This is a genomic window from Alloscardovia macacae, from assembly GCF_002259705.1.
Classification (GTDB): domain Bacteria; phylum Actinomycetota; class Actinomycetes; order Actinomycetales; family Bifidobacteriaceae; genus Alloscardovia; species Alloscardovia macacae.
Map to the genome: position 1 here is coordinate 264,333 of NZ_MWWT01000001.1, position 19,324 is coordinate 283,656.

Genomic DNA, 19,324 nt, shown 5'->3' on the forward strand with positions numbered 1-19,324 from the left:
ATGCCGTGTTCTTCTCTCTTCTAGGTCTTGCGATGTCGCCGCACCATAAGCACAGCTGCTCCGGCCGCCGTCAGCACCAGAATGAGCGCGCTCGCAGTGACCACGTCCGCGCCGGTCTTCGCGAGAACGCTGCTTTTCTCGGTCTGAGGAGATGGGGCTGCAGACGCAGACGTCTTCACGCGCTTCTCCTCTGGAGCGTCTGTAGTGTCTGGAATATCTGGAGCGTCTGGAGTAGACGGTGAGGACGCGGCCTCTCCAGCCCTGGCGGCCTCCCCGCCGGACTCACTAGCCCCAGCCCCAGCACTCCCAGCAAACCCACGCACACTGCACAGCTCCCCATACGCTCCGTCCTGAGGCACAGTTCCGTTCAGCAGATATGAGACCATGATGTCATTCGCGCACGCGTACCCCGCGCCTGTACGCAGCCAGGCCACGTGCTGCGCGCCCTCCACGCTGAGCAGACTGCCGCCGAGCGCGCGGGCGAGGATCTCCCCGTTTGCGTATGGCGTGGCAGGGTCGTGCGTGGTGGAGACGACGAGCGTCGGTGGCAGGCTGAGTGCGAGGTTTTCCACGTGAGTTCCAGGAGCATCCGCCGAGAGATTTCCCGCGAACGGCCACGCTGAGCAGGCGCTGAGGCTACCGATGCCGTGATACTGCGCGCCTGGGTCGCGGTATGGCGCGGCAGCGTAGAGCATGGTCTGCACGCGGATGGAGTTTTCGAGAGACGCGCCTGCAGGATTCGCCCCGTCCGCGCAGGTGACGGCCGTGTAGGCGGCGTTTCCGTAGCCGTCCGTGTCCTCGAAGTTCGAGTAGAGGCGCACGTATTCCGGCATGATCTGCCCCGCGTGGATTTGCGCGAGCCCGTACGCGAGCACCGGCCAATCATCCTGACTGTACAGGCCGCCGGACAGCGCGGTGACGGCCACGTCGAAGCTGAGCGACGTCGTGCGCTCGGTACCGAAGAGATTCTCAGTATGCGTGAGAGGCTGCGTGGCCAGAGGCCTCAGGATATTCTGCACTTGCTGTGTAGCGAGCGAGACCGCGTCATCCGCGAGGTCGCCGTCATGCGGCTGCACGTCCGCGAGCTGCAGCGGACAGGCGGCCGTCCGATTATCCGGGATGCCGCCGTCCGTCAGCTCGGCCCACGTCTGCGCGCGTGCCGACAGAGAGAAGCACCACTGCGCGAATTGCTCAAAGGTATTCTGGAACGCGCTCGCCTGCGTGAGATCCAGCGCATTCAGCGCGCGCAGCTGCTCGTCCGTCAGCGCGGTCGTCGCGTCCGCAGCCGTGGGCGCCGTGCCCTCGTACGGGCTGACCGCGCCGTCGAGCACGAGCCGCCCGACGCGCTGCGGGAAGCTTCGCGCGTACACGTATCCGAGCCGCGTCCCGTACGAGAGGCCCACGAAGTTCAATTTTTCCTCTCCCAGCACGCTGCGCACCACGTCCATATCCTGAGCCGCACTCGTGCTGTCCATATTCCTGAGGAACAGCGCGCGCTGCTCGTCCGTCAGACCCAGAGCGCGACCCGTATAGGAGAAGCAGGAACGCACGTACTCGCGGGTGCGCGCCACATTCGCCGCAGTCTGCGCGGACAGGTCATCCGTATACACGGCAGGAGCGCCGGCAGAAACGTCGCGGAACTCGTCCACCGCACACTGCGCGAACGGCAGCGAACTGCCCACACCGCGCGGGTCGAGCCCTACGAGGTCATACGACTCGTTCAGCGCGCGCATCTGCGGGGTATCGAGCACCTCCGCCACATACTCAGACGCCTTACCGCCCGGACCGCCATTATTAAAAAGAAGCATGCCTTTCTTCTGACCCGTAGCAGGGAAAATGTTCAGATGCAGAGCCACATTCCCCGCATCTGGCTGCGCGTAGTCAATGGGCACGATGATGAACGCCGAGGTAAACGAGCCGAAGTCCTCCTGCTGAGTCACGCCCGTGAGCTGCTGCGTGTAATACTTCTGGAGGGTGGGTGGGGTGTCGGGTGCGGTCTCGCTGTCAGAAGGCGAGGCAGACGATGGAATCGGCTCTCCGATGCGGTACGTGCCATCCTCCTCAAGGAACGCCTCGCTGTACGGCGTCGCTTCGAGGGCAGCTGTGAGCTCCTCGGTGCTGACGGAGTCGGGACCCTCAGTAGCGGACGCGACGGGTGGGGTGAATATCAGGGAGATGAATGAAAAAATGCATGCGAGAGCGGCTGTGCTCGCACGTGTACGAAATCTGCGCGTCGCGCGGTGGTGTAACGTCATCATCGGGTCTCTTCTCAGTCTCTCTCAGGGCTGGTCGATCCGCTTGTGGCGGTATGAGCTAGGGTAGCGGGCGGTGGGGACGGGGTGCTACCCTAGCTTTTTCTGTTAGAACTTCACTATAATGACACCATTAATCTTCTGAACGCTACCTTCTGCAGGCCATCGTGGCATAGAAAGAGACTCCTGCTCGGCCATGCTCTCTTGCGCGCGGCTTGGCATCCTAAACGAGTATCCCTGAGCTGCCATAAAGTGGTTTTTCACCCAGTCGCCATGTGTCGTAGAAAAAGTGATGTCCATAATGGAGCGGCCTATAAGGTCGAGGTCTGTAGACTTGTAGGTATCGGCATTCCCTCGAGGTATGTGACGACCTATGTACACTACGGGCTCGGAAGGATGCTCCATACCTGTTACTTCTCCGATGCGTGTAGCCAGCTGAGAAGCGAGGAGCACATCCTGCTGATAGATAACACTTTCTGTGTAGAAGATACGGTTCGATATCTGTCCCTGTCCGAAGCATACAGCGAGGAGAACGAGCCATGCCAGTAGCTGAGACCACTTGAAGGAGAGGAAAGAATTGACAGAAAGAAGTTCATGAAGAAGCAGGAAAATAAAACTGAACACGTACGGATATACGAATTCAGTGCGTACAGTAGGAACCATGCCAAGCAAAACACTCATGATAAGGGGCGATGCGAAAACTGCAGCCATGATGAGAACAGCAGAAAAAGGAGTACGGCGGCATAAAAAGCGTATTCCCAGAATGAGGAGGAGAAGAATGCCCAGTACAGTAAAAGCGAGCGAATAGTATATGCGCTGGCTGAAGTATACAGTGCGAGCATGACGCAGAATAGTGACGATAATGTGATAAAGAGAATCTTTACCCCAGCGGACCTGGTCGTTCACGTAAGCATCAGTAGATGTATGGTATACATACAGCGCCAGTCGGTTTAGAAGAGAGTAGATGATATATCCACATATAGAGAGAGCGGCAGGTATGAGAATAAAAGAAGTGAAGGAATGCTCAGACTTCCGTGTGGACGATGACGATGAGAAAAACTTGTATACATATACCATTCCTACAGCAGAGATGAAAAGTGAAATCTGTGCAGTATAAAGACTGAAAGCAGCAGCGAGAAGAAGAATAGCGAGAAGATGGTAAGCTAGAGTTACTCGGATGCGGTGAGATTCACGGTGAACTCTCACAGACGCAGCATTCACATATGTCATCACAGCTAGGGCTACGAGCATCATTCCCACACAGACAGATGGAGACTGCAGGAGGAAGCCGAGCTGTTCAGCCATAATAGGGGAGACAAAAAGGGGAATGACGAAGAAAGCTATATGCCATTTTTCTTTCTTTTCGGATAATGCATAGAACACATATCCCCAGAGGAATACAGTGGCAGCGAAGAGAATAACGGTCAGGAATCCGGAAAGAGCGTTATTATACCAGTAGGTTCCAGCTATCTTTTTTAACCAAACAAAACCGAAGCGGCTAAGCTGAATCCAGGACCTATAGAGGTTTTTCTGTGCTTGAATGATAGCTTCGGTATCGATAGAAAAGGTATTTGAGAAGAGCTTCTGGCCGAAAGCAAGAAGTAAGAAGACCAGAGATAGAAGGAATTCCCAGCGCACTTTCCATGCATACTGGGTAAAACCACTCCACGAGTAAGGGAGCGTGCTACTGGCTGTCGGTGTGGCCGGGACTGCTCCAGACTGTATATGGTCGGAGGGGGAGGTATCTACGTGTACGGTGTCAGGCGCATCCGATGTCATCATAGAGTGCTCTTCTTTCGTCTCGTGATATAAGCGTAGGGTGTACAAATGTGCTGCGGAGAAGACGAGTGTTCTGCGTCGACTCTGGGCACTTAGACCTATATCATTGGTATACTCTTATCAGAATAGTTTAACGCACACTGCAGGAGTTTTACATGTTACTGCCTGAAAATGGTGAAGTAAACCGTTTAGGTATTTTCTTCTTCTACGATGGACAGGGCGTAGTGGATGATTATATTCCCACTATGCTGAAGGGCTTTGAGCCACATTTTTCTGACCTGACCATAGTAGTGAATGGAAAACTAAACGAGGAAGGCCGCTCTAAGCTGAGTGCGTTTTCAGATAAAATTATAGTCCGAGAGAATAAAGGCTTAGACGTCTGGGCTTATAAGACAGCTTTGGATAGTTATGGGTGGGAAGCACTTGCAGCATTTGATGAGATAGTACTCTTTAACGCTACGATTATGGGCCCTGTGTATCCGTTCTCCGAAATGTTCACTGCTATGGGGGATAAGGATCTCGATTTCTGGGGGATTACGAAGTTCCATAAAGTGGATGGTGATCCTTTCGGCTACAGTCCATATGGCTATCTTCCAGAACATATACAGTCTCACTTCCACGCATACCGTAAGTCTTTCCACACGTCTGAGGCATTCCGTCATTACTGGGATAATCTTCCAGAGATTAAAGACTACATGCAGTCTGTGGGGCTGCATGAGTCTGTCTTTACGAAGCGTTTCGCAGATAAGGGCTTCAAGTGGGGTGTTTATGTGGACACAGCGGATATGGAGGGTTTCTCCTATGGTCCAGTCACTTTCGCTGCGAAGGATCTCATAGAGAAGAAGCGTATGCCTATCTTTAAAAGGCGTTCTTTCTTCCATCCGTATTCGGATGTTATGACACAGTCTGCAGGCACAGCAGCACTTGATTTGTATGAGTACTTGCGTGACCATACAGACTTTGATACTGACCTCATCTGGCAGAATGCTTTGCGGAGCATGAATCTGGCGGATTTGCAAAAGAATCTTCACTTAGACTATGTGCTTTCCGACACGCAGCCAGTTCCGCTTCCTGAGGGGAAGACGTATGCTCTCGTGATGCACCTCTACTACCCAGATCTCGTCGATCAGAGCCTCAAGTATGCATACTCGATGCCAGAAGGGTCAGACCTTATCCTTACCGTGGGGTCGCAGGAGCTCATAGACCTTCTGCGTGAGAAAACTGCAAATATGCCGTATAACGTGGATATCCGTAAGATAGAGAACCGTGGGCGTGATGTATCTGCTTTCCTCATAGGCGGGGGAAAGTCTCTGATGAAGTACGATTACGTGGCCTTTATGCATGATAAGAAGGTCACGCAGCTTTCTCCTCAGACCAAGGGGGATGGTTTCCGCATTAAGTGCTTCGATAACATGCTGGCGTCGAAGGCATATGTCTCGCAGGTCATTCACCTCTTCGAAGAGAACCCGCGCATGGGTATGGCTATGCCTACGGGACCGAATCATGCGGAGTACTTCCCCGGGTTCACTTTTAGCTGGGGACCGAACTTTGCTGGAACGAAAAAGTTCATGAAGGATACACTCGGAATGAGTGTTCCTATGGATGAGAGTAAAGAAGTAGTGGCGCCACTGGGAACTATGTTCTGGTTCCGCCCTGCAGCACTGCACGGTCTGCTCGACCGTGACTGGAATTATGCGGACTTTCCTCCTGAGCCGAACGGCATAGATGGTACCATGCTTCACTTCGTCGAACGTGCGTATGGGTATGTTCCTCAGGCAAACGGTTTTTATCCTGCGTATATCTTCTCTGAACACTTCGCTCGAGTAGAGATAACAAACCTCGAGTATATGACGCGTGAGCTCACTCGAGCTGTGAGCCATCCGTGGATTCGTCCAGATCTTTATCAGACTACTATGGCTATCTATGGAGGGAAAAGCTTCAGAGGACATGCGCGTATGATTCTTATGCTTAACCTCAAGCGCATGGCGAAGGCTATACCAGGTGTTCGTGGTGTGGCGCGCCGTCTTTATGTCTGGCTGAAGCGAGTGAAGAAAAAGTAGGAAGAGAGAATACAGCAAATATGAGTGAATCAGTTCAGACTCATTCAGAGTATCGCAGCGCTCCGGAACGTCGAGAGAGGCTTTTCTATCTCGACGCCGTGCGAGCATTTGCTGCGGTCCTCATAGTCATTACGCATTTTAATAATCCATTCCTTGTGGATAGGCCAGTATTCGCGAACAGTCCTTTCGGAATCTACATAGGCAGTCTCGGGGTATCTCTCTTCCTGATTATCTCGGGTGCTGCGCTTATGTATACGCAGGGTGACCGTGAAAAGCTGAATCTCGTTTCTTTCTACCGGAAGCGAGCCAAAACCATCTATCCTATGTTCTGGATAGCATTCGTCGTAGCGAATCTTTTCCACTTCTGGCGTTCAGGATGGCTGTTTGGAGATACTCCGAAGTGGCGTATTCTCTTATCTCTTTTCGCAGTCGATGGATACGTGGCGAACATGCACGTGGCTACCTTCTATACTCTGGGAGAGTGGTTCCTCGGCTTCATTCTTATCTTTTATGCGTTATTCCCTCTGCTCAGAAAAGGTGTAAAAGAGTATCCTGTTCTTACTGCTGGTATCATAGCTATCCTGTATGTAGGGACTATGCTCAGTGGGCGCACGCTATTCCAGCTTCCTCAAGACCTTCTCTTCACTGTGCGTCTTCCTGAGATAGCTTTCGGTATGTACTTCGTGAGATATATAAAGAAAGTGCCGAATGTGGTAGGTGCAGGGGCTGTAGTGCTTCTCGCTTTGCAGCAGTGGAGAGAATTCCTCACAGGTAACCTCGCAGTAACTATAGTAGGCATAGCATTCTTTCTCGCTATGGTATGGGTGTGCCAGTATATAGGCACGCCTCATGCGGTTTTGAGGATGCCGACGAACTGGCTTTCGAAGTATTCGTATGCCATCTTCCTTACGCACCACGTGATTATCGTGGACATTTTTAGCTACTTCGCTAGGTATCATGAGTGGAGCCAGCTCCAGATATACGGGTTATTCCTCGTGGACTGCATTCTCATAGGCATCGCATCATGGGTACTGTTCTACGTGGAAAGATATACTGTACGGACCTTTTCGGCGCTAGGTAAAAAGATAAGGAGACGTTAGTGCCTGAAAACGTATAAACGGAAACGTATAAGGGAGGGGCCGGAAATCGGCCCCTCCCTTATACGTGTATATATCCACGAGAAAGTGTAAGACAGAATATAATCAGCTATGCATGCATAATCTGATGAATCTTCGTGGCATCTCCCCATACGGCAGGCGAATCATATGGTCGGTCTGGGAACGCGCCATATTCTAGAGTAATATCGAGATGATTATCGCGAATATACTGCTCGACACGATCAGCCAAGCTCATAGGCTCACCAGTGCAGCAGTTTATCACTCCCGTAACCGTATCCTGACCCACAGTAGCAGAAATCTGACGAGCGAGCTCATCTACATTAATGAAGTCATACTTATTCTTACCCGTGGTGAACGGGAAAGTAGGCTTGCCTTCCTGTGCGGCCTGGTATAGCTTCGAGAAAATGGAATTCCCATGGACATCATCGCCTACGATGTAGTAGGCGCGAATCCACTGGAAAGTAGCATCATACCGTGCAGCTAGACGAGAGGTAGCTTCGCGAAGTGCATTCTTCGCTATGCCGTACAGAGAAGCAGGCGCACATGGAGTATCTTCTGATATGGCGCCTTCCCAGTAGCCTACCTCGTGCATAGAACCCATGACAGCTATCTGCTTGAGACCACCTTCGAGCATCGATTTAATGAAAGCGTAGTGCCCAGAAAGATCACCCATATGAGCATCGGAGTCATGCTTAAAGCCATCACGCCATGCCATATGAAGGCAGACATCAGGCGAGCCAAGCTGCTCGAAGACGTTATCTCCGAAATCGAAAAGATTAAACTGAACAGTGGTAGCGCGTTCGTCTATACCCTCAGTACGTACATCTGCTGCTATAACCTCGTGACCTGCATCGAGGAGTGCAGAGACGACGTGACGCCCGATGTATCCGCCAGCACCCGTTACTAATATTTTCTTCGTCATAATATTCTAGTGTAGCAGTGGGGGTGTCAGTGAAGGATAGCATAGTTAAGAAGCGCTATGTATAAGGTTCTAGATACCTCGCGGTAAACTTGAATGAGTAATTTACGCAGAAAGGCTTTACGTGGCAGAAAAATCTGAGACTGTATCTCGTCCTGGAATCAGTCGCGGGATCCTCGATATCTCGCGGTATAAGTATCTTCTTGATTTGCTTGTCCAGAAGGAAGTGCGCGTCCGTTATCGTGGATCGTGGCTCGGAATGGCATGGACGTATGTGAAGCCTCTCACGCAGTTTATCGTGTTCTATGTGGCCATGGGTATCTTCCTCGGACTTGGTCGTGGTGGTGGTATAGAGAACTATCCTGTGTATCTTTTCGCTGGTATCATCGTGACGAACTTCTTTAATGAAGCGTTTATGAGTACTACCATGAGCATCGTGGGGAATGCTGGGTTGATTAAGAAGATTTATCTTCCACGTGAGCTCTTCCCCCTGGCATCTCTCCGCGTATCTTTCGTGCATTTCCTACCACAGTGGCTTGTGCTTATGGTGGGATCCATACTTCTGGGGTGGAAAGCGGACCTTGCAGGACTAGTCGTGGCCTTTTTAGCCTTCGTATCGTTGTCCATCTTCGCATTCGGAATGGGACTTTTCTTTGGCTCTATAAATGTGTTTTACAGGGACGCGCAGAATGCTACAGAGCTCGTATCTATGATAGCTATGTGGCTGGCTCCGAGTTTTTATACATGGCATCAGGTGGCTAGTCAGCTTCCACACTGGGGATTACAGATATACATGGCGAACCCTATAGCTATAGCAGTGGAAGCATTCCATCGTGGATTCTGGTGGGGAAGTACGGATGGATCATTCACTTTCGCCAGCGGCTGGGGCTTAAGTATAAGCTTAAGCTTTGTTATTTCGTTACTCATGCTGGCTATAGGTGAGTTCACATTCCGTAAGCTTGAGGGCGGATTCGCCCAAGAAATGTAGTGCAGAAAAGGAAGGAGGTAGAAAATATGGTAGAAGATATCTCACAGTCAAGGGCGCAGCTTCCTCAGGATGTATCCATACGGGTATCAGAGGTGTCGAAGCGATTCCACTTTCGAGCGAATCATTCTATAAAAGAAGCTATAGTAAAAGCTTTTACTCCGAAGTCGAGGAGACGCCCGGATGAGACTTTTACCGCTCTTGACCGCATAAACTTTGATATCAAGCGTGGCGAGACAGTAGGTCTCATTGGTGTGAATGGCTCAGGAAAGTCCACGCTTCTTAAGCTTATGTCTGGTGTGATGCAGCCAGATGAAGGAGAGGTCTATGTACGAGGATCTGTAGCCGGTCTTATAGAAGTAGGTGCTGGGTTTTCTCCAGACCTGACCGGGCGAGAGAATGTGTATCTGAATGGTGCCATACTCGGTATGTCGAAAGAAGAGATAGATGCACGGTATGATGATATCGTGGCCTTCAGCGAGATAGAATCCTTTATGGATACTGAAGTGAAGTTCTACTCCTCGGGTATGTTCCTGCGTTTAGCTTTCTCGGTAGCAGTGCACTCGGATCCAGATATCTTTCTGATCGATGAGATTCTCGCAGTGGGGGATGAAGCGTTCCAGCATAAGTGCATTACGCGCCTTCGCGAACAGCAGAAGCGTGGACAGACCATGGTCATAGTTTCTCATAGCGAGGATCAGATTAAGTCACTAGCAGACCGCTGCATCGTGATCTCAAAGTCACATCAGATATTTGACGGAAAACCAGACGAAGCTTTCGCCGTTATGCGCGCGAATATGTAATTCATACGTTAGGATAGTAACTATGACAGAGCTTTTTCAGCCTAAGCACATTATCGTAACCGGTGGCGCCGGTTTTATAGGGTCGAACTTTGTACACTATGTGGTGAATAATCACCCAGAGGTCCATGTGACTGTTCTGGATGCGCTGACATATGCGGGTAACATCGAGAACCTTGCTGGTCTTCCAGAAGACCGTGTAACCTTCGTCCATGGGAATATCTGCGACGCAGAGCTTCTGGATAAGATAGTTCCGGGCGTAGATGCCATAGTGCATTATGCAGCAGAATCTCATAATGATAACTCTATAGCGAATCCAGAGCCATTCCTGAAGACGAATGTGGAAGGAACGTATCGTCTTCTTGAGGCAGCTCGTAAGTATGACGTTCGCTATCACCATGTTTCTACGGACGAAGTGTATGGAGACCTCGCTCTTGATGATCCAGCGAAGTTCACGGAAGAGACTCCATACCGTCCATCGTCGCCATACTCGTCCACGAAGGCGAGCTCGGATCTTCTCGTTCGTGCATGGCATCGTACTTTCGGCGTGCGTACCACTATCTCAAACTGCTCGAATAACTATGGTCCATTCCAGCACGTAGAAAAGTTCATTCCACGGCAGATTACGAATATTCTCACAGGAGTACGGCCTAAGCTCTATGGAGATGGTCTGAACGTACGCGACTGGATTCATACAGAGGATCATTCCTCTGGTGTGTGGACCATCCTGACGAAGGGGCGTATAGGCGAGACATACCTCATCGGCGCGAATGGCGAGAAGAATAATATTACGGTATTACGCGAGATTCTGAAGGCCATGGGTAAGGACGAAAATGATTTCGACCATGTGAAGGACCGTCCAGGTCATGACCGGCGTTATGCTATCGACTCGACGAAGCTGCAGACTGAGCTTGGATGGGTTCCACAGCATACAGATTTCGCTGAAGGTCTTCAGCAGACTATTCAGTGGTACATCGATAATCCACAGTGGTGGGAGAAAACGAAGGAAGCTACAGAACAGCGTTATAAGCAGCAGGGGCAGTAAGCACTAAAGGTGATTGTACTGTGACCAGCGCCTGCGTGGTAGATATTCAGTGTGAGTATTACTACGTGGGCGAGGAATGAATATGATCGAGGAATCGGAGAGATGGCACTAGAATTTTCTAAAGAGCTGAAGGCTACGCAGACGAACATCCCAGGGCTCGTCGTGTTCGACCTTCCTGTGCATGGTGATAACCGTGGATGGTTTAAGGAGAACTGGCAGCGTGCGAAGATGACAGGCATAGGACTGCCAGATTTCGGTCCTGTACAGAATAACATCAGCTTTAATACCATGCGTGGTGTGACACGTGGTATTCATGCGGAGCCATGGGATAAGTACATCTCCATCGCTACAGGCGAGGTCTTCGGCGCATGGGTGGACTTACGCCCAGGCGAGAGCTTCGGGCAGGTCTTCACCACGCGTCTCGACCCTTCTAAGGCCATCTTTGTTCCTCGTGGTGTGGGTAACTCATTCCAGACTCTCGTGGATGGCACAGCATACACGTACCTCGTGAATGCTCACTGGAGCATGGAACAGAAGAAGACATACACCTTCGTGAATCTCTCCGACCCTGAGCTGAACATTCAGTGGCCTATACCTCTGGAAGAGACAGAACGCTCTGAAGCGGATTTGAACCATCCATTCTTAAAGGATGTCGTCCCTATGGCTCCTAAGCGTACTCTCGTTCTCGGTTCCCATGGGCAGCTGGGGCGTGCAGTACGTGCTTACGCGGAATCACACGAGCTTTCGGGCTTTGAATATGCAGATGCAGATACGTTCGATATCAGCGATCCGGCTGCATATAACTCTTATGACTGGGACCTGTACGGCACTATTATTAATGCTGCTGCTTTTACCGCAGTAGATAAAGCTGAGACTCCAGAAGGACGTAGAGCTGCGTGGAAGGTGAATGTACAGGGCACTGGATTATTAGCTCAGGTGGCACGGGAGCATAAGATTACTCTCGTACATATATCGAGTGATTATGTCTTCGATGGTGTAGAACAGCCTCACACCGAAGAGGAGAGCTTTGCTCCTCTGAGCGTGTATGGTCAGACGAAGGCGGCAGCTGACCAGCTCGTAACCACAGTGCCTTCACACTATATCCTGCGCTCGAGCTGGATAGTGGGTGACGGAAAGAACTTTGTGACACGCATGGCTGGTCTAGCTAAAGAAGCAAGAGAGAGCGGTTCTGTTACTGCACAAGCTCCTACGGATCAGGTGGGTCGTTTGACTTTCGCGGAAGACCTCGCGCGCGCCATCTTCCACCTTCTGGATGCGCGCAGTCCATATGGAACGTATAACATGACCGGTGAGGGCGATACTGTTTCCTGGCATGATATCGCTGCAGATATATTCGTGCAGATGGGAGCAGAGAGTTCTCTCATAGAAAAGAACTCGGTAGCAGAGTATGCGCGAGCGACTGGCGGTGCGATGCGTCCACGAAACTGCACACTGGATTTGACGAAGATAGAAGCGACAGGCTTTACTCCACGAAACTGGCGTGAGCAGCTAGCGCAGTATGTTCAGAATCTTCAGGAAAACTAAACTATAGAAGGAGCATCTGATGAAGGGCATTATCCTCGCTGGTGGTTCGGGTACTCGTTTGTATCCGCTGACCACGGTGACATCTAAGCAACTTCTCCCTGTATATGATAAGCCGATGGTGTACTACCCGCTGAGTGTACTGATGATGGCAGGAATACGTGATATTCTCATCATCTCCACTCCGCATGATCTTCCGAACTTCGAGCGTTTGCTCGGAACTGGAGAGCAGTTCGGCGTGCACTTCTCGTATAAAGTTCAGCCATCCCCAGATGGCCTGGCTCAGGCCTTTATCCTCGGTGAAGAGTTCATCGATGGGGACTCCTGCGCGCTTGTTCTGGGAGATAACATCTTCTATGGGAATGGGCTTGGCCGTGTACTGAAAGAGGCAGCTTCTCTCGACCATGGCGCGCGTGTGTTCGGATATTATGTGGATGACCCAGAGCGTTATGGTGTCGTAGAGTTTGACGAGAACCATAAGGCTGTGTCCATAGTAGAAAAGCCAGAGCATCCGAAGACGAATTACGCGGTGACGGGTCTGTACTTTTATGATAACCGTGTTACTGAGCTGGCTAAGCAGGTGAAGCCGTCCGCCCGTGGTGAGCTCGAGATTACGGATTTGAATCAGATGTATCTAGAAGACGGGTCGCTGAGCGTTCAGACTCTCGGACGAGGCTATGCATGGCTGGATACGGGGACCATGGATTCGTTGTATGAAGCTGGGGAGTTCGTGCGTACTGTAGAACGTGCTCAGGGTATGCCTATCGCTGTTCTGGAGGAAATCGCGTATGAGAATGCGTGGATTTCGAAAGAGCAGCTCGTCGAGGCAGCCCAGCGCTATGGGAAGAGCCCTTATGGAGCTCACCTCAAGCAAGTGGCAGAGAATCGTTATATCGTGACGAATAATAACTAGTCCGGCTTTAGCGACGTGAGGGGATGAAAGTTTTATAACTTTCATCCCCTCACTTTTTACTTTTGTCTATCGGAGGAGAGAATGGTTAGCGACGAAGTATAATTTTCGCGAGATACCTTACTATCTCCCGTCGCCGTGTATCGAGCGGAAAGAGGCGTTCGAAGATAGCTCTACGTCGTGTTCCAGATTTGAGTATCCGTAGTGATTCTTCATATTCAAGTCGAAGGCGTTCTCGTTCTTCATACTCGTTCCGCTCACGTTCCTGCACGAGCTCTTCTGTCCTTTTTTCTGCTCGTTTTTCTATCGTATGAATAAGTTCTAAGGTCGTACGATACGCCGGAATGGCTTGTTTATCTGCTTCAGGTAGGTGCTGTGTGCTGAGAGCGAAGAGCTTCTTCCAGTGTATGTACTGCTCGCTTAGTGGGTAATTCTGGCTATCATATTCGAGCTTTATGTGTCCGAAGATATGCTCGGATAGACCCTTATACGTATCCGTGAGCCCCCAGGTCATCTGAAGCGTAGCGAGTCCTCGTTCGTGGCTTGCATGGTCGAGTCGCGTGACGAAATCATCCGTGACTATCATGAGAGCGCGTTCGTGGAAGTGCTGGGCTGCCTGTTCGAGGAAGGAATGTGAAGAGTTCTGCGTATAGCGCTGTACCGCTGCATCGACGTCATACGCTTGCTGCTGTTCTTCTGCAAAACGGTCAATTTCTACTCTACTGCGTCCAGAGATTCCACGTCCGAAATGATAGCGGAGTCCTTTTACTTCTGTGAGAGAGTAGAGCGTGTGAGCGTGTGAACATATAGCGAAATATTCGTATGCGTCTTCGAGTTTATTAAGCCGAATATCCTCGAGCGTGCGGAAAGCTTCTCGGATGAGGCCTCCACGGAATGCTGATGTGATGAGATTCCACGGAATCCATGGAGAGTGTGGTGCGTTAAAGGATGACTGGAGTATCTGAATATCATGTAGCGTGCCCATCGACGCATTGAGTAATGCTTCGAGGTTTTGTGTCACATCTGCGTCCTCTGAGTTATCGAGTTCGAGACTAGTGCCATAACGGATAATATCAGCATCAGGGTGATGCGCGATAAACGAGGAGAGAATCTCACATGTGGCTGGCTCTATCGTGTCATCAGCATCGAGAAAAATGATAAACTTTCCGCGAGAATGAAGTACTCCAGCAAGCCTCGCGCTATGGCGTCCTTTATTTTCTGGTAGAGAGATTATTTTTACGCGATTATCGTGTGAAGTCACTGATCTGATGAGTGATGCTGTAGAATCGGTACTCCCATCATCGACTACGAGTATCTCTATGTCCTTGAGAGTTTGGCTCATAGCGCTCTGTAAAGATGCCTCGACATAAGATGCGACGTTATAGGAAGGTATCACTATGGACATAGCGGGGATATGTAGTGGTGTACGGGGCATGCGTTCTCCTTTCTCTACAGTAAAGCGGAGAATACTGAGAATAAGCTGAGAAAATAAAAAAGGTTTCCATAAAATGGAAACCTTCATGGCGGAGAATACGAGATTCGAACTCGTGAGGGCGTGAACCCAACACGCTTTCCAAGCGTGCGCCATAGACCACTAGGCGAATTCTCCATTGCGTCTAAATAGACAACTTGAATAGTATAACATACGAAACTAAAAAAAGTCAATTGGGTGTGTCTGGCGAAAGGAATGACCACTGTGTATTCTAGAAAAGTGGAAGAAATTTGTATAAGAGATGAGAAAGTATAAGTATGAAAACGTTTCTAGCTGCGCTGATGACTTTGATTACTAGCGTGACGCCATATGCGGTAGCTATAGCTCGTCCGAACACCACGTCCGTATCTAGTGAACAGGCGCAAAGCGTGGACGTCTCCGAAGCGCGTGCGCAGAAAGAAAATCTTCCAGAAAGTATAGCCGCCGGTATAGCAGATAATGCTACGGTTATATCTTCTCACTATGTAATGGCAGAAGATGGTTCCCTCCTCCACGCGGATACAGGCGAGCGCGTCACGGATGAGGATGTGGTAGGTACGGAAACTGCAGTTCCTGATCCATTGGCACGCACAGGCGGAGAGAGCTTTATTCCTGTTTCTGTAGAATCAGCGCGCGAAGTGCTTGATGGTGAAGAAGGGAAGACTGCTCAGGTTCACTCTGCAGCTTTTAGCACAGAGGATACGAAAGAAGATGTAGAACCCGTAGGGAACTGGTCGAGTAAGTACGGTGCGTACTGGAGCCAGTATAATGGACAGAAAGCCTTTTTTAGTAAGGGTGGAAGTCTTTTTGCGTCACCTGCTCGGCAAGTTATCGATGTCTCTGAATGGCAGGGAGACATAAACTGGGATGCTGTAAAAGCTGACGGAGTAGAGGGGGCTATTATCCGTATCGGGTATGGTCGTACGAATGTGGATAAGAAGGCCATTCGAAACCTGCGAGAAGCACAGCGTGTGGGAATACCTTTCGGCGTATATCTGTACTCCTACGCAAGTAATGGATCAGAAGCATGGGCAGAAGGTCAGAATGTCGTTCGTATTCTGGGAGAAGCAGGAATAACGAACTCGAATCAGATGAAGATGCCCATCTACTATGACCTCGAAAACTGGACATTCAGTGGTCATAAGTACCCTACTGATCCTCATGTGAACGATTCCATAGTGAATAACTTCTTTATGAATGTTCAGCTTTCGGGGTATGCGCGAGTAAACGTGTATTCGTACTTGAACCATCTGAATACGGCATTAAATACATCAAATATTCATTCCCGTACTGCCTGGGTAGCTGCGTATGGTGCGAGTATGAATTTCTCCTTCTCGTCGTATGAACGAGGCTGGCAGTATACGTCGTCTGGATCCGTAAATGGGATTACAGGTAATGTGGATATGAACGCGTATCGGTTCTCTGATGATATAACAGTAAATCCGGAGTTTTCAGCATCGTCCTATCCCGTAATGACGCTTCCTGATGGGGAGTATTACATTACTACGCGTCTTCGTGATGCATCTTCCTTGGATACAGATGGTCAGTCTATAGGGCTCGGGGCTACTGCTGCTCTGCACCAGTATGGACATGCTGACTCTCAGAAGTATCGTTTCACGCGTAACGGCGATGGAACATATACCATTATTAACAGCGCATCTGGTTTAGCGCTCGATGTTTATGGCGGTCAGGCTGCAAATAGTACGAAGATAAACTTATGGTGGCCCACTGCGGGGGCACAGAACCAAAAGTGGATTATTCGTGATACAGGATCTGGATATATGCTCCAGAGTGCCTTGGGAAATTACGTGCTCGACATTTATGGAGGCTTAGTAGCAGATGGAACGAGCATAGCTCTTTATAAGCCATCTTCTTCTGCTCTGAATCAGAGGTTTGTTTTTTCCTCCACGCGAGCTATAACTACGGGCACTTCTGTAACTATTCGTACTGCGCTGAATGGTAACATGGCCCTGTCTACGGATTCTTCTACTCTCGGTGCGCGAGCAAATATACGTGACTATGTATATGGGAATTCTTACCAAGAGTATGTATTCTCTGAGGTGGGTAATGGAATATATTCCATTCGGAATAAAGCTACGGGGTATGTGATAGATGTATATGGCGGTGGTCATCAAGCGGGTACAGCAGTAGATATCTATGAGAATCGTAACTCTCAGGGGCAGCACTGGGCAGTTATTTCTGATTCTCAGGGGCAGGTATTCTTTGCTTCGATGCTGTCGGGGAAGCTTATCGATGTATCTAACGCTGCTGCCGTTAGTGGCAATCCACTCGTGATGTGGACAGCTACATACGCATTAAATCAGCGATGGGCGCTCTATGCTGTTCCTAAGGGTACTGTAGATGATGGTATATATGCCATTCATAATATGTATCAGCGAGATATAGTGCTTGACGTGTATGGAGCTCGTACTGCGAACTCTACGAATGTAGATGTGTACACATACCGTTCCGGCTCTGCGAACCAGCAGTGGAGAGTAGTAAATCAAGCTAACGGATACGTGAAGCTCTATGATAGTAACTCTGGAAAAGCTCTCGATGCTCTCGGTGCATCGAGCAGATTAGGTACGAACGTGGGTATCTATACAGATATACCGAATGCGAGAAACCAGCTGTGGAAGCCTGTATACCAGACGAACGGTTCATTTGTTCTAGAATCTGCTATGGACCCGAACCGTGTGATAGATATCTATGGCGGATATCTGGTAGCTGGAACAAACGTAGAAATCTATGCAAAGGGTAATAACTCTAGTAACCAGCAGTGGGTATTTGAGAAGCTCAGGTAGAATCAAAAGGGTGGCGAGTTTATTAAAACTCACCACCCTTTCTTTTAGAAGTGCCACTGGCTAGGCTCTATACCTTGCTGGCCTATGTATTCGCCGTTCGGAACATACGATGGCTGTCCTGGATCTTTCAGATGAGCTGCGCCAAAGCAGTGGGTATTCTGCCCGAAAGTCCAGTCTCCTTCTATAGTGACGCTCGCAGCTGCAGCCAGCGAGGGAACTCCATAGGGGAAACGCTCATTAAAGTCATAAATATTCTTATAGTAGCGTGGGTCGAGAGATATGGAAGGGAAGATATAATTGCCATCTTCCATCTCGTATGCATCTGTGAGATGGAAACGGTCCGAACGCAGAATGAACAAATCCTCGGTCGTCTTCACGGGGAGGAAACGCGAACGGTTCACCTCGATGCACGTCGCATTATCGAATAAACTGATAGCAGCGCCCATAGCAGTCTCCAGCTGAACGACGCGTGTGCTCGACGGGTCGGTCGGATCTACAGTCTTATTATTACGAATGACGGGCAGAGGGAGAATGCCATTATATTTTTTCAGTACCTTCTGCAAAGCACTAATGCGAATCCAGATGTTATTCGTATTAAAGTAAGGGTGAACCGACTCATTCATAGCACGAGACTTATCCTCAGGATGAACTTGGCTCATTTCGCGTAGAGTAAGATGCCCTGTTTCGTTATCGATGACGAAATGCCCACCCTTGCGGTCAGCTGCAGTCTTCTTCGAGACTTCCACCATAAAGTCAGACTGAGAGCGTGCGAAGTGTCCGGCGATAGTACTTGAAGGCCGAGCTCCGAGATTATCTGAATTTGAGATGAAGATGTACTCTATGCCGTGTTCCTGAAGAGCGTCTAGGATACCAGACTCCCAGAGTGTGGAGTAGATATCCCCATGCCCTGGAGGGCACCATTCGAGCTCATGATTTTTAGAGAAAGAGACAGGTCTGCCCGTGTGAGCTACGATTTTTGGCTGCTGATGCTGAACTATCTCGAGAGGAATATCATCTTGATGAAAACGTCGGTTATGGCGTACTACGTTAAGAGATTCCTTTGAGGTGCGGAAAGAATTCATCAGCACGAGCGGAAGCTGAATCTTATGCAAAGAGCGAGTGCTAATGACCTGGCCGAGAATGATATCGAGAAAACGCATCTGGCGAGCTTTATGACGACGCACTGGAAGAAGTGACTTCGGACCTTCAAGACCCATCGATGTGCCAAGGCCGCCATTGAGTTTAATAATGGCAGTCTTTGCGAGAGCATCATGAGCTGTATCTGAAGGCATAGAATCATAAATATCTGCTACTGATGGGACATCGCTATGAGTGAGTGGGGAGATATCTTCTTCGCGCATCCACCCGGTCTCATCAGTCTGCCACACGTTATACATGCGCTCGAACTGGGCGATGGCTACGTCCCCAAAGTTCTCGCTGCGCATTTTCTCGATGCACAGGCTGAGGTTATCTGTCATGGCTGAGCCTTTCGCTAGACTGTCATTTTCATCGTGTTCCTTATGTACTAGTGTACTGGGTAGCCTGAAAAGTAGCTGTAGATGTGCTAAGAATCTTCGGATTTCTGGTATATATACAGGGGAGTTCGGTAGAATGTAACACAGTAGAAAGAGCAGTATAG

General features: G+C 49.8%; 13 protein-coding genes and 1 tRNA gene. 8 read left to right on the plus strand and 6 right to left on the minus strand.

The features are described from left to right. Nucleotides 1–20: 20 nt before the first annotated feature. A complete protein-coding gene (locus tag ALMA_RS01100) occupies nt 21–2,258 on the minus strand; it encodes an alpha/beta hydrolase (RefSeq protein ID WP_094726018.1) in 2,238 nt (745 codons plus the stop codon). Between the two features lie 102 nt (nt 2,259–2,360). Further along, the gene (locus ALMA_RS01105) at nt 2,361–4,034 is read right to left on the minus strand and encodes a glucosyltransferase domain-containing protein (RefSeq protein WP_094726019.1); all 1,674 of its coding nucleotides are present in this window, start codon (nt 4,032–4,034) and stop codon (nt 2,361–2,363) included. A gap of 152 nt (nt 4,035–4,186) precedes the next feature. On the opposite strand from ALMA_RS01105, the gene ALMA_RS01110 reads away from it, so the two are divergent. Beyond that, the gene (locus tag ALMA_RS01110) at nt 4,187–6,091 is read left to right on the plus strand and encodes a rhamnan synthesis F family protein (protein WP_094726020.1); all 1,905 of its coding nucleotides are present in this window, start codon (nt 4,187–4,189) and stop codon (nt 6,089–6,091) included. 20 nt (nt 6,092–6,111) lie between these two features. After that, entirely contained in the window at nt 6,112–7,191 is a 1,080-nt protein-coding gene (locus ALMA_RS01115; protein WP_094726021.1) for an acyltransferase family protein, read from the plus strand. Between the two features lie 106 nt (nt 7,192–7,297). Here ALMA_RS01115 and ALMA_RS01120 read toward each other — a convergent pair whose 3' ends face one another. After that, nucleotides 7,298–8,131: an NAD-dependent epimerase/dehydratase family protein gene (locus ALMA_RS01120; RefSeq protein ID WP_094726022.1), complete on the minus strand. Its 834-nt coding sequence runs from the start codon at nt 8,129–8,131 to the stop codon at nt 7,298–7,300. Nucleotides 8,132–8,252: 121 nt separating this feature from the next. Here ALMA_RS01120 and ALMA_RS01125 point away from each other — a divergent pair, with 121 nt between their 5' ends. The 5 genes from ALMA_RS01125 (at nt 8,253) to rfbA (ending at nt 13,413) form a co-directional block, all read left to right on the plus strand. Then, a complete protein-coding gene (locus ALMA_RS01125) occupies nt 8,253–9,116 on the plus strand; it encodes an ABC transporter permease (RefSeq protein WP_086106359.1) in 864 nt (287 codons plus the stop codon). Between the two features lie 140 nt (nt 9,117–9,256). Next, entirely contained in the window at nt 9,257–9,916 is a 660-nt protein-coding gene (locus ALMA_RS01130; RefSeq protein WP_374220046.1) for an ABC transporter ATP-binding protein, read from the plus strand. A gap of 22 nt (nt 9,917–9,938) precedes the next feature. After that, nucleotides 9,939–10,958 carry a dTDP-glucose 4,6-dehydratase gene (gene rfbB, locus ALMA_RS01135; protein ID WP_086106360.1) on the plus strand — a complete coding sequence of 340 codons (1,020 nt, stop codon included), beginning with the start codon at nt 9,939–9,941 and terminating at the stop codon, nt 10,956–10,958. 102 nt (nt 10,959–11,060) lie between these two features. Beyond that, on the plus strand, nt 11,061–12,503 hold the full coding sequence (locus ALMA_RS01140; protein WP_094726023.1) for a sugar nucleotide-binding protein: 1,443 nt from the start codon (nt 11,061–11,063) through the stop codon (nt 12,501–12,503). 19 nt (nt 12,504–12,522) lie between these two features. After that, complete coding sequence (gene rfbA, locus ALMA_RS01145) at nt 12,523–13,413, plus strand: glucose-1-phosphate thymidylyltransferase RfbA (RefSeq protein ID WP_094726024.1); 891 nt, start codon at nt 12,523–12,525, stop codon at nt 13,411–13,413. Between the two features lie 85 nt (nt 13,414–13,498). On the opposite strand, the gene ALMA_RS01150 is transcribed toward rfbA, so the two are convergent. Continuing rightward, a complete protein-coding gene (locus ALMA_RS01150; protein WP_086114697.1) occupies nt 13,499–14,845 on the minus strand; it encodes a glycosyltransferase family 2 protein in 1,347 nt (448 codons plus the stop codon). A gap of 86 nt (nt 14,846–14,931) precedes the next feature. Then, nucleotides 14,932–15,019, minus strand: a tRNA-Ser gene (locus ALMA_RS01155). Nucleotides 15,020–15,159: 140 nt separating this feature from the next. On the opposite strand from ALMA_RS01155, the gene ALMA_RS01160 reads away from it, so the two are divergent. Further along, the gene (locus ALMA_RS01160; protein ID WP_094726026.1) at nt 15,160–17,685 is read left to right on the plus strand and encodes an RICIN domain-containing protein; all 2,526 of its coding nucleotides are present in this window, start codon (nt 15,160–15,162) and stop codon (nt 17,683–17,685) included. 44 nt (nt 17,686–17,729) lie between these two features. Here the strand turns inward: ALMA_RS01160 and ALMA_RS01165 are convergent, their stop codons facing one another. Next, on the minus strand, nt 17,730–19,163 hold the full coding sequence (locus ALMA_RS01165) for a UTP--glucose-1-phosphate uridylyltransferase (protein ID WP_086106365.1): 1,434 nt from the start codon (nt 19,161–19,163) through the stop codon (nt 17,730–17,732). Between the last annotated feature and the right edge of the window lie 161 nt (nt 19,164–19,324).